Origin of the sequence: Planococcus sp. APC 3906, from assembly GCF_030407685.1 — a bacterium.
Taxonomy (GTDB): Bacteria; Bacillota; Bacilli; order Bacillales_A; family Planococcaceae; genus Planococcus; species Planococcus koreensis.
In genome coordinates, this window is record NZ_JASDCW010000020.1 from 55039 (window position 1) to 65862 (window position 10824).

Below are 10824 nucleotides of genomic sequence, written 5' to 3' on the forward strand. Positions count from 1 at the left end.
GTCCAAGTCCCTTCAACGCTGCGCTTGTTTTCGGATAGATAAGTACGTTTAAGCGCAGTGAAAAGAGCAAAAAGGAAAAACTCCCGCTGAACAAGCGGGAGTGTGTTATCTTCTATGGGACCGCAGCTCCGTCCTGGCGAGGTCATCGGCCGCTCGGTTCTGGGAATCGGGGATCCATTTGATAAAGCAATAGTCAAAATGTGCCGCCAGTTCAAGCGCTTGTGCGAGCAGCGGCTTGAACTTCGCGTTTTTCGTAAACTCGCGTTCAAATGCATCTACCGTGACTTGGGAATCGGATTTGATGGACACCATCCCGCTGGTCAATTCTTTCGCCATCTCGAGCCCGATGACCAAAGCAGCAAATTCCGCTGTGTGATTGTCCATTTCGCCAAGGTATCGGCTTTTCTTGAGGAGATGCCCTTCACCTTTGATGAAAATGCCGGCGGCACTGACTTTCGGGTCGCCGGCTGTCGCAGCATCTACAAAAACTTCCAGCATGGTCACACCTGCTTTTCGTCGATTGGTTTTATCGCTTTCGCCATATAGCCGAACGGTGTTGCGAGTACAGTCACGATGAATTTAAGGATATACGTCGAAATGAATATTTCGAGCCAAATATCGAATGGGAATACGCCATAAAAAGCGATGCTTGTGAAAATGAGCGTATCAATCAATTGGCTGATCAGCGTGGAACCGTTATTGCGGATCCAAAATTGGCTGTCTTTCGGAAACACTTTGCGGATTGCTGAAAAGATGATGACATCGATATGCTGGCTAGCGAGATAAGCGATCATGCTGCCAAGGGCGATTTGGGGCACCAAACCGAAGATCGTGTGCAGAGAATCGTCCGCAATGTCGCTTTCCGCTGGTATGAATTTCAACCCGAATTGCATGACAACAACCATGATAAGCAGTGAGGCAAAGCCGAGCCACACGGCTTTGCGTGCGTCTTTTTTGCCGTATTTTTCATTTAATATGTCGGTTGCCAGAAAAGTCGAAGCATAAAGGCTATTGCCGAGCGTGGCAGTCAGCGCCAAGATCTCGATGGTTTTGGTCACTTGGATATTTGCCAGGACTGTCGAAATGGCTACCCAAGCGAACAAGCCGGTCTTGCCGAAAACCTTATACATGATGAGCATAAGGATGAAATTGATCAGGGCGAAGCCCAATCCTAAAAATTCGTTAAACAATGATGGTCCTCCTTAGTTTTGGTGAGGCGGGAGTTTTCGAACCGCCGCAAAAAGTGAAATTATCCTTTGCTAGTATAACTATTGTTGCATTAAATGACAAATCAGTAGTAAAATAAACGAACGGCAATTTAGAGGGGTGACAGCTTGGACAAGCTTTCAATTATCAACGAGATTGACGGCATGATGGAAACCTATTGCGAAGGGTGTTTCGTACGCAAGCAAATCCGAAAAGAGCAAGGCAAAACCGCCGCTCACCGTTTTTGCATCAGCAATTGTTCCGTCGGCGCTCAACTGCAATTTTTGGGAAATGAATTAAATAAAGTTGGCACTAGCCATAAATGATCGACCGGCAAAGCCGGCGGCGGAACTATCCGCCGCCGGCTTTTATGCGGATAGAGCGGTGGGTCTTACAAAAAGACGGCAAATGCGCCATCGCATAAAAAAAGAGACCAGGTAGAATTCCGCAGGTCTCTAAAGCAAAAAAGCTATACTGTTTTAATTGGTGATCTCGACCACATTTGCTGCCTGCGGACCACGATTGCCGTCAATAATTTCAAAAGACACGGGTTTGCCTTCTTCGAGTGTCCTGAAGCCGTCACCTTGGATGCCGGTAAAGTGGACGAAGACGTCATCACCATTATTATGTTCAATAAACCCATAACCTTTTTCTGAGTTGAACCATTTAACTGTGCCTTGGTGCATGCGCGTTCCCCCTATTATTGAGTCTTGCCGTGGCACCATTAAAAAACCTTTTAATGGATGGCTATACTATACATTAAGCGTGCCAAATCGTCAATCTAAGGGGAAAAGAAAAGCGGGCAGCATTGAATACCGTTTATAATAGAAGTAAAGGAGCTAAAAATTACATGCAGAACGTAATCAACGAGTGTGAAAGAGCGGCACGGAAAATATACGATCGGTTCGACGCCAGCCACGATTGGCAGCATATCGAACGGGTCAGACAAAATGCAAACGCCATTTTGGCACAGGAAACGGCGGACGGGTTCCTGATTGACATCGCAGTGATTTTGCACGACGTTTCGGACCCGAAATATGCGCAAGGCGGGGAAGACCCGGAATCGGCGATTTTGGACAGCCTGGAACTAACGGGAATGCAGAAGCGGCGCATTAAAGAAATTATCGGTTCCGTTTCATTCAAAGGCGGCAACGGTATCGCACCGGCCTCCATTGAAGGGGAAATCGTTCAGGATGCGGACCGCCTTGACGCAATCGGAGCGGTCGGCATCGCACGCACATTCGCATACGGCGGCGCAAAAGGCCGCAAGCTATACGATTGGCAAGAAAAGCCGCGCGGCGAAATGACCGAAGAAGAGTACCGGTCAGCTCCGACAAGCAGCGCAACGCATTTTTACGAAAAGCTGCTGTTATTGAAAAACACGATGAACACCGCCGCAGGGAAGCAGATTGCTGAAGAACGCCATCAATTTATGCTATCCTTTTTAGAGCAACTAAAAAAAGAAACGGATGGGAATAAATGAGCCACTTAAATATTACGAACTTAACGAAGACAGTTGGAGCGAAAACGCTTTTCAAAAATGTTGAATTTTCTTTGTATCCAGGAGAACGCGCAGGCCTAATCGGCGTCAACGGCACAGGGAAATCAACATTGATGTCGATTCTCTCAGGCGACATGGAAGCAGACTCTATCGTCATGGACCACCCGAAAAAATACCGCATCACTTATTTGATGCAAGAACCGGAGTTTGACGAATCACTGACTGTTCTTGAAACCGTGTTCTCAGGCGATTCGCCGATCTTGGCGTTGAACCGTTCCTATGAGCAGGCATTGAAAAACATGATGGCAGATTCCAGTTCGACTCAATTGCAGGATGAATTGATGAAAATACAGGAAGGCATGGAGCAGGACAATGCGTGGGACATCAACGCCTTGGCGAAAACGGCTTTGTCCAAACTGGGAATCGACATGTACGACCAGCAGATCAGCGAATTGTCAGGCGGCCAGCGCAAACGCGTGGCTTTGGCGAAAGCGCTGATCGAACCGGCTGACTTGATCTTATTGGATGAGCCGACCAACCATCTGGACGCTGTTTCAACGGAATGGCTGCAGGAAACCTTGCTGCGCATGAACAGCGCTATGCTGTTTGTCACGCATGACCGTTATTTCCTGGACGCCGTTTCAACGCATATTTTCGAATTGGCCGACCAGACACTTTACAGCCACAAAGGAAATTACGGCGATTACCTTGAAAATAAAGCCATCAGAGACGAAATGGCCGCCTCTTCTCAGCAAAAATTAGAAAACCGTTTCCGCTCTGAATTGAAATGGATTCGCCGCGGTGCGAAAGCCCGTTCAACGAAGCAAAAAGCGCGCATCCAGCGTTTCGAGGAAATCCAGGACAGTGTCCAAAAAGAAAACGACAACACATCGCTTGAATTATCCATGCAAAGCCAGCGCCTCGGCAAGAAAATCATCGAAGGCGAAAATGTCGGCATGTCATTCGGCGACAAGCAAATCTTCCGGAATTTCAATTTCCTGATGCAGGGCGGAGACCGGATTGGTATTGTCGGGCCGAATGGCGCAGGGAAATCGACATTGATGAAAATTCTGGCGGGCGAGTACCAACCCACTGAAGGCAAGCTGGAATACGGCAGCACTGTGAAGATTGCGCATTTCACGCAGCATCTTCCGGAGATGGACGAATCCCAGCGGATGATTGAATACATTCAGGAAATCTCAAGTGACTACGAAGCGGCAAAAGGCGTGCGCCTGTCCGCTACGCAAATGCTAGAGCGTTTCTTGTTCCCTTCAAACGGCCACGGCACGCAAATCGGCAAATTGTCTGGCGGAGAGCGCAAGCGGCTTTACCTGCTTAAACTATTGATGGAGCAGCCGAATATTTTGCTGCTCGATGAGCCGACCAATGATTTGGATATCCAGACGCTTTCGGTATTGGAAGATTTCCTTGAAAACTTCCCTGGCGTCGTCCTCACGATTTCCCATGACCGCTTTTTCCTTGACCGGATTGCGCGCAAACTATGGACGACTGGCACAGGAGAAATTCTGGAATACCAAGGCTTGTATTCTGATTTTATTAAAGAAAAAGCAGCCCCTGTCGAAAAAACGGCTGCACAGCCAGAACCGGTACAGCTTGAAACGGCTAAGGCAGCAGCAGATAAAAAGAAAATGACATATAAAGAGCAATTGGAGTATAAGACGATTCTTGAAGATATTTCAGGTGTGGAAGCGAAAATTGAAGAGCAGGAAGGCAAGATGGCTGCAGCCGGCTCTGATTTTGAAAAACTGGACAAACTGACTCAGGAAATTGATGCATTGACCAAGCAATACGATCAATTGATCGAACGCTGGACATACCTTCAGGAACTTGCGGAGGCATAAATCCTAAAACCAGGAGGAATTTTTTTCATGAAAATCAAAATGATCGAACCGACCCCTAGCCCGAATACGATGAAAGTGATCATAGATCAGGAGCTGCCGTTCGGCAAAAGCCATAATTATACTTTGGCGAATGTGCAAACTGCTCCCGCTGAAATTGCCAAGACCCTTGAAATCGAAGGCGTCAAAGGCGTTTATCATGTAGCGGATTTTTTGGCAGTCGAGCGGAATCCGAAATTTGAGTGGGAAAATATTTTAGCGGAAGTCCGCCGTGCATTCGGTGAGCAAAGCAGCAATGTGGATGAAGAAATCAGCATCGACGAGCATTTTGGCGAAGTATATGTCCATGTGCAGCAGTTTAAAGGCATACCGCTTCAAGTAAAGGTTTTTGACAATGAATCCGAAAAACGATTCGCGATGCCTGAACGTTTTATCCAAGCGATGAATGCGGTGATGGACCCGACGGAAGAAAATTACTTGCTGCAGCGCAAATGGGCCGATTATGGCGTGCGCTACGGTGAAAAAGAAGAAATTGGCCAGCATGTCGCAGAAGAACTTGACGCTGCATACCCGGAAGAGCGCCTTCTTGAAATGGCAGGCGCTAAAACATCAGAGGCGGCACCTGCATTAGCTAGAGGCCGCAAAGTCAGCCTTGAAGAATTTGATGTGCCGGACTGGGAAACGCGGTTCCAGCTGCTCGACCAGATGGCCGAAGGAGAACTTGACGACGTGCCATTGCTTGCGAAAGCATTGGCAGATGAAAAGATGTCTATCCGCCGCCAAGCCGTCATTTTCCTCGGCGATATTAAAGACAAAACGGTCGTCCCTTATATTGGGCAGGCGATGAAAGACAAGAGCTGGGCCGTGCGCAGAACTGCCGGCGACACGATCAGCGATCTGGGCTTCGCAGAATTTGAGCCGGTCATGGCGGAAGCTTTGTCGGATAAAAACAAATTGGTGCGTTGGCGTGCAGCGATGTTCCTGTATGAAAGCGGAACAGAAGCTTCGCTGCCTGCTTTAGAACAAGCGGCCGATGATCCGGAGTTTGAAGTGAAGCTGCAAGTGAAGATGGCAATCGCGCGGATTGCCCAAGGGGAAGACGCAAAAGGCTCGGTGTGGAAACAAATGACCGAAGCCCGCCAAGCGATGAAAGAAGAAAAGTGACCCATTCAGCCAGCGGCTTTCCATTAGCCGCTGGTTTTTATTTTGCGTAAAGGTTTTCAAAACAGGGGAAACAGGGAACTGCTTTGTATATTGATAAACTTGGTAAACGCAAAAGAGGAGGAAATTCAAATGAGCGGAAATATTTATTCCATTGAATTATTGCACCAGGGAAAATACGACTCTTGGGAATTCAGCAGCGACAGCGAACGAGATCAATTTTACGAAAGGGTAAAAAAGCATTTCGCAGGGAAAGAACTCAACGAAGAAGCCGCAACCGATGATGCGCAGATTGTCCAATTATCGGCAACGAGCCTTGAAATGGATAAAGCCGGTGTGGAACAGAAGATTCCATATGTATGGTATGAAGGAGATCTTTTCGAGGAAATGCTCGGTTTCATCAATGGGCAATATGCCGAAAAGGAAAATGGGAAATGAGTTGCAAGCTGCCGGTGGCTTTCCGGTGGCTTTTCTTTTTTGTGGCCTTGAAGCTGTGTAGAAATACAGGGAAGGCAACGCAGATAGAATAAAAAAAACTCCTGAAAGGTTCAGGAGTTTGTAGAATACTGGTTCGAGTTGATTGCCCGGTCGATTGCCGCGGCTGCTTTTTCAATGCAGGTGAATTGCTCCACTTTCTGCTCTTCGTAAAAAGTGATCTCAAGGATGTTGGTGTTTTTAATGCATCTCGCTGTAATGACAGCATCTTCACCTTTACTGAACGTTTGGGTGATATTAACCGTGTTGTAATAATGTACAGTCTTGAGCATTTCTTTTATGCTATCTAGTGACATTTTACATTCTCCTTTCCGGAACTGGAAAGCTGGTATGAAGATTGTGATGCATATTATTTTCTCTAACATACCACATAGAATGTCAAAAATCTGCTCTATTTTTCAAAAAACATGAAAATGTAATACTAGTTTTAGAATATTCGAACTAAAGGTTTTTTCATGTGAAAAGTTCGTTTTTGGAAGACTAAAACTGGGTTGGAGCGGCTATTGATGAAACCAAAGTTCATTTGGGGTAGAATGAAAGAGAGAAATCCGAAGTTACAGGGGGATGTTATTAATGAATGCATATGATGAATATATGAAAGGCATCGTAGTTCCGATGCGCCAAGAGTTAGCTAAAGAAGGATTCAAAGAATTGCTGACAGCTGAAGAGGTCAATAATTTCATGGCTGAAGCGTCAGGCACCAGCCTGGTTGTCATCAATTCAATTTGCGGCTGTGCCGCTGGACTTGCACGTCCAGGAGTAATTGAAGCGCTAAAAGGAACTGCTGCAAAGCCAGACCATTTGGTGACGGTTTTTGCCGGGCAAGATAAAGAAGCGACCGAGCAGATGCGCAGCTTTTTTGATGAAGTTCCGCCTTCATCACCATCTATTGCTGTGATAAAAGATGGCGAGTTGGCATATTTCATTCCGCGTGAACAGATTGAGGACCATTCTGTTGAGCATATTTCCAGCCATTTGACGCAGGTGCTGGAGCAGGTAGCTGCTCAGTGAAAATGATTGCCACAACGGCTTACCGGCCGAACGGGATAACGGATCAGAATGCCGCGCAGGCCGCTCAAGATCTCGGTATTCCGTTTGTTGTCCGCAATAAGCGTTCCATCGAAAAGCTCCATGCCGAAGAAAAGGCGGATGTGCTTGTGGCTGCAAGGGAACGGCTTGAGTTTTACCCATTGGGCGAAACGGAGCCGTTCTTTTTTCATCCGAGTTCATCCGCCTTCCGCACAAAACGCCCCATCCATCAGGACCCGCTAATAGAGGTTTCCGGCATCGCGGCAGGAGATTCATTTGTCGATTGCACATTGGGCATGGCATCTGATGCAATTGTTGTGTCGCAATTTGTCGGAGCTGGAGGCAGTGTCACAGGATGTGAAAGCAATCCCGCATTCGCCTATATCATCGGCAAAGGGCTGAAGGAATACACAGCCATGCCGCATTTAGTTGAGGCAATGAGACGGATTGAAGTGGTGTCCGGAGATTCTGTAGACTATCTCGCCTCTCTGCCTGACAACGCGGTCGATGTCATATACATGGATCCGATGTTCACCAATGAGATCAGTGAATCTTCCAATTTCCGGCCCGTACGCACTGCGGCTGATACAGGCCAGCTTACAAAGCGCTGGGTCGACGAAGCTGTGCGTTCGGCAAAGAAAAGCGTCGTCTTAAAAGCGCATTTCCGCTCTGTCGATTTTGAGGCATTCGGTTTCAACAGGCGCGTTCGCCCGAATACGAAATTCCATTACGGCGTCATCGATTGCCGAAATAAATAAAAAGGCCGACGGAAGATAAAAGAATCTTCCGTCGGCCTTTTCAATTCTTCGCTTGTTTGCACTTCCCGGCAGTGCCGAGGGAGAGAAATTAGTCAGTGAAGCTTAAAGATGTCAAATATCCAAGCATAAATAATAGTCCTAAACCGATAAGCAATGATGCATCCATGGAATTTTCCTCCTTTATTTCGAAAAAACAGAGCTAAATGATTAACTTTATTGTACAATGATTTTCAAGAAGATGAAACCTTTACCCATGAAAAACGTATAATAAAGCATAAGCATTTGTCAAAGTTTTATAAAATGTTCAAAATTGAAGGTGATGCAGATGAATAAATGGTGGCAGAAGTCATTGATGATTGCAGTTGCCGTGTTGACATTGGGTGCAATTCCCCCGAGCCATATGCTATGGGAATCACTTTTGGATGACAAAGCACATAATGATTCACAGCCTGCACAGGAAAAGGATAAACAAGTTCTTTATGACTGGATTGATCCCGGCGAATTTTATTTCGCAGATCCTTCCATTCTTCATACTGTACATAAATCTGCCGAAGAGCAGGCCTATTTGAAATTCGGCAGCCGCATCGGCCCGATTATCGGCGAAGAATTTCAAAGGGCCATCTTGCCGAATATGCAACAGGCCATCGATATGCACTTGGCGAAAATGGGCAGCGCCGAATTGAGAAAACTGGCCATTTCCGAAAAACCTTCCGGCGACCATGCAGAAAAGATTTTTCATATCTACGATATGGAAACAAATAAAGATGCTATCCGCTTTCATGTGAGAACGGAGAAAAAACCGCAGCAAGGATACTTTTTCAACTTCCATTACCATGTGGCAGACGACAATTTTCAGCAGCATATCACATTAGGAGACATTTACTGGTCTAAAAATACACCACCTAAATGGCTTTCGTAAGGCAATTCTAATAATGAATCACTGTTAAGAGGCGGCGCTGACCCGATTGTGGGTCCAGCGCCGCCTTTTTCATATTTTTTCAAGAACATTTTTGTTATGATTAATATAATAATGGAGGCGACTTGAAATGGAACAATATTTGGATTTATGCAAGCATATCTTACATAATGGAGCTTCGAAAGAAGACCGAACGGGCACGGGGACATTAAGTGTCTTCGGCCATCAGATGCGTTTTGATCTGGCTGAAGGATTTCCATTGATGACAACGAAAAAAACGGCATTCCGGTTGATTGCTTCCGAATTGCTATGGTTCATCAAAGGCGATACGAACGTAAAGTCACTGATAAAAGAAAATAATCATATTTGGGACGAATGGGCATTTGCGCAATGGGTGGAAAGTGCGGAATATAGCGGGCCGGATATGGCGGACTTCGGGCGAAAGGCGAATACAGACGAGGAATTCGCAGCGCTTTATAAAGAACAGATGCTTATTTTTCAGGATAAAATCTTGAACGAAGCCGGATTTGCGGAAACTTACGGAGACCTCGGCCCGGTTTATGGCAAACAATGGCGGTCATGGGCAAAGACCGATGGCGGCACAATTGACCAATTAAAAAATGTCATTGACTCCATTAAAAAGAATCCGGATTCCCGGCGGCATATTGTGACCGCTTGGAACCCCGAGTTTATCGATGACATGGCATTGCCGCCGTGCCACATCATGTTCCAATTTTATGTGGCAGATGGCAAGCTGTCTTGCCAACTATATCAGCGAAGTGCGGATGTGTTTTTAGGTATGCCCTTCAATATCGCTTCGTACGCTTTGCTGACGCATCTTATTGCCCGGGAATGCTCGCTTGCTGTAGGAGACTTCGTTTATACAACGGGAGACACACACTTGTATTCCAATCACCTGGAGCAAGTTAACGAACAATTGACGCGTTCGCCAAAAGCTTTGCCGACGCTGGTAATTACAGAGGATGAAAAATCCATCTTTGAGCTGGAAGTGGAAGACATTGCAATCGAAGGCTATGATCCGCATCCACGCATTAAAGCGCCGGTAGCGGTTTAAGACTAAGCAATTTACGAGAACAAGGGGGAGCCAAAATGATTTCATTGATGGTGGCACACGATCCGAATTATGTGATTGGCAAAGACAATAAATTGCCCTGGCACATACCGGAAGATCTCGCCTATTTCAAAAAACACACAGTCGGCAAAGGCATGGTCATGGGGCGCAATACGTTCGAATCAATCGGGCGTCCGCTGCCAAAACGACGTAATATCATCGTCACCCGCAATGAAGAATATCAAGCAGAAGGCGCGGATGTTGTGCATACGATTGAAGACGCGATCCGCTTGGCAGAAAATGTACATGAAGAAGTGATGGTGATCGGCGGAGAGCAAATATTCCGGTCGGTGCTGCCAATTGCGGACCGTCTGTACATCACGCTGATTCATAAAGATTTTGAAGGAGATTCGTATTTCCCGGAATATGGTGATGACTGGCAGCTAGTGTCGGAATCGGCACAGCAATTATCGGGAGATATCCCTTTTTCCTATTTGGTTTTTGAACGAAAGGAACGGTCATTGCCCGATGTATAACTCGTTAAGGACCTTTTCGTATTTATTCGGCTATTTGCCGCTTGCGGCGGTCAACTTAAAAAAATTCAAAGCTAAGAAAAAAGAGATGGCTCTTTCCGAATACGATGCGCTGATTCATTCCGAACCTCAAAAATGGGCAACGGGCATCATGAAAAGGACCAAAAGCAAAATTACGGTAACTGGATTGGAACACTTGCCGCAAGGAGCCGTGCTATTTGTGAGCAATCATGAAGGCAATTTTGACATTCCTGTGCTGTTGTCTTCCATACCGAAGCCTTTTGGTTTTATTTC

15 protein-coding genes are annotated in these 10824 nt (G+C 46.3%); 11 read left to right on the forward strand and 4 right to left on the reverse strand.

The features are described from left to right. Positions 1–105: 105 nt before the first annotated feature. Both QMA09_RS12120 and QMA09_RS12125 read right to left on the reverse strand, forming a co-directional pair. Complete coding sequence (locus QMA09_RS12120) at positions 106–498, reverse strand: ribonuclease HI family protein (RefSeq protein ID WP_290213303.1); 393 nt, start codon at positions 496–498, stop codon at positions 106–108. Between the two features lie 2 nt (positions 499–500). Next, on the reverse strand, positions 501–1190 hold the full coding sequence (locus tag QMA09_RS12125) for a queuosine precursor transporter (protein ID WP_135501305.1): 690 nt from the start codon (positions 1188–1190) through the stop codon (positions 501–503). Between the two features lie 144 nt (positions 1191–1334). Between QMA09_RS12125 and QMA09_RS12130 the strand changes: the two genes are divergently transcribed. Beyond that, complete coding sequence (locus QMA09_RS12130; RefSeq protein ID WP_135501307.1) at positions 1335–1532, forward strand: zinc-finger domain-containing protein; 198 nt, start codon at positions 1335–1337, stop codon at positions 1530–1532. Between the two features lie 153 nt (positions 1533–1685). On the opposite strand, the gene QMA09_RS12135 is transcribed toward QMA09_RS12130, so the two are convergent. Continuing rightward, the gene (locus QMA09_RS12135; RefSeq protein WP_135501309.1) at positions 1686–1892 is read right to left on the reverse strand and encodes a cold-shock protein; all 207 of its coding nucleotides are present in this window, start codon (positions 1890–1892) and stop codon (positions 1686–1688) included. Positions 1893–2056: 164 nt separating this feature from the next. Here QMA09_RS12135 and QMA09_RS12140 point away from each other — a divergent pair, with 164 nt between their 5' ends. The 4 genes from QMA09_RS12140 to QMA09_RS12155 all read left to right on the forward strand — a co-directional run bounded on the left by QMA09_RS12140 (position 2057) and on the right by QMA09_RS12155 (position 6165). Further along, positions 2057–2689, forward strand: a complete 633-nt coding sequence (locus tag QMA09_RS12140) for an HD domain-containing protein (protein WP_290213304.1) — start codon at positions 2057–2059, stop codon at positions 2687–2689. Continuing rightward, positions 2686–4569, forward strand: a complete 1884-nt coding sequence (locus QMA09_RS12145; RefSeq protein WP_290213305.1) for an ABC-F family ATP-binding cassette domain-containing protein — start codon at positions 2686–2688, stop codon at positions 4567–4569. Before QMA09_RS12140 ends, QMA09_RS12145 begins: the two co-directional genes overlap by 4 nt. A 27-nt stretch (positions 4570–4596) precedes the next feature. Continuing rightward, positions 4597–5730, forward strand: coding sequence for a conserved virulence factor C family protein (locus tag QMA09_RS12150; protein ID WP_290213306.1), 1134 nt, complete (start codon positions 4597–4599; stop codon positions 5728–5730). Positions 5731–5859: 129 nt separating this feature from the next. Continuing rightward, positions 5860–6165 carry a hypothetical protein gene (locus tag QMA09_RS12155; RefSeq protein ID WP_290213307.1) on the forward strand — a complete coding sequence of 102 codons (306 nt, stop codon included), beginning with the start codon at positions 5860–5862 and terminating at the stop codon, positions 6163–6165. A gap of 110 nt (positions 6166–6275) precedes the next feature. Here QMA09_RS12155 and QMA09_RS12160 read toward each other — a convergent pair whose 3' ends face one another. Next, a complete protein-coding gene (locus QMA09_RS12160) occupies positions 6276–6518 on the reverse strand; it encodes a hypothetical protein (protein WP_135501319.1) in 243 nt (80 codons plus the stop codon). A gap of 277 nt (positions 6519–6795) precedes the next feature. On the opposite strand from QMA09_RS12160, the gene QMA09_RS12165 reads away from it, so the two are divergent. The 6 genes from QMA09_RS12165 to QMA09_RS12190 all read left to right on the forward strand — a co-directional run. Continuing rightward, positions 6796–7233, forward strand: a complete 438-nt coding sequence (locus tag QMA09_RS12165; RefSeq protein WP_135501321.1) for a BrxA/BrxB family bacilliredoxin — start codon at positions 6796–6798, stop codon at positions 7231–7233. 2 nt (positions 7234–7235) lie between these two features. After that, positions 7236–8009, forward strand: coding sequence for a class I SAM-dependent methyltransferase (locus QMA09_RS12170; protein WP_221300781.1), 774 nt, complete (start codon positions 7236–7238; stop codon positions 8007–8009). Positions 8010–8334: 325 nt separating this feature from the next. Next, on the forward strand, positions 8335–8928 hold the full coding sequence (locus tag QMA09_RS12175) for a YpjP family protein (protein WP_135501325.1): 594 nt from the start codon (positions 8335–8337) through the stop codon (positions 8926–8928). Between the two features lie 127 nt (positions 8929–9055). Beyond that, positions 9056–10000: a thymidylate synthase gene (locus tag QMA09_RS12180; protein ID WP_290213308.1), complete on the forward strand. Its 945-nt coding sequence runs from the start codon at positions 9056–9058 to the stop codon at positions 9998–10000. A gap of 35 nt (positions 10001–10035) precedes the next feature. Beyond that, entirely contained in the window at positions 10036–10533 is a 498-nt protein-coding gene (locus QMA09_RS12185; protein WP_290213309.1) for a dihydrofolate reductase, read from the forward strand. Then, on the forward strand, positions 10526–10824 hold a 299-nt coding region (locus QMA09_RS12190), incomplete at its 3' end, for a lysophospholipid acyltransferase family protein (RefSeq protein WP_483313556.1). The genes QMA09_RS12185 and QMA09_RS12190, both read left to right, overlap by 8 nt.

Excerpts from the sequence above, each read along its gene's own strand:
- QMA09_RS12120 (WP_290213303.1), bottom strand. The coding sequence starts at position 498 with ATGCTGGAAGTTTTTGTAGATGCTGCGACAGCCGGCGACCCGAAAGTC.
- QMA09_RS12135 (WP_135501309.1), bottom strand. The coding sequence starts at position 1,892 with ATGCACCAAGGCACAGTTAAATGGTTCAACTCAGAAAAAGGTTATGGG.
- QMA09_RS12140 (WP_290213304.1), top strand. The coding sequence starts at position 2,057 with ATGCAGAACGTAATCAACGAGTGTGAAAGAGCGGCACGGAAAATATAC.
- QMA09_RS12145 (WP_290213305.1), top strand. The coding sequence starts at position 2,686 with ATGAGCCACTTAAATATTACGAACTTAACGAAGACAGTTGGAGCGAAA.
- QMA09_RS12150 (WP_290213306.1), top strand. The coding sequence starts at position 4,597 with ATGAAAATCAAAATGATCGAACCGACCCCTAGCCCGAATACGATGAAA.
- QMA09_RS12155 (WP_290213307.1), top strand. The coding sequence starts at position 5,860 with ATGAGCGGAAATATTTATTCCATTGAATTATTGCACCAGGGAAAATAC.
- QMA09_RS12160 (WP_135501319.1), bottom strand. The coding sequence starts at position 6,518 with ATGTCACTAGATAGCATAAAAGAAATGCTCAAGACTGTACATTATTAC.
- QMA09_RS12165 (WP_135501321.1), top strand. The coding sequence starts at position 6,796 with ATGAATGCATATGATGAATATATGAAAGGCATCGTAGTTCCGATGCGC.
- QMA09_RS12170 (WP_221300781.1), top strand. The coding sequence starts at position 7,236 with ATGATTGCCACAACGGCTTACCGGCCGAACGGGATAACGGATCAGAAT.
- QMA09_RS12175 (WP_135501325.1), top strand. The coding sequence starts at position 8,335 with ATGAATAAATGGTGGCAGAAGTCATTGATGATTGCAGTTGCCGTGTTG.
- QMA09_RS12180 (WP_290213308.1), top strand. The coding sequence starts at position 9,056 with ATGGAACAATATTTGGATTTATGCAAGCATATCTTACATAATGGAGCT.
- QMA09_RS12185 (WP_290213309.1), top strand. The coding sequence starts at position 10,036 with ATGATTTCATTGATGGTGGCACACGATCCGAATTATGTGATTGGCAAA.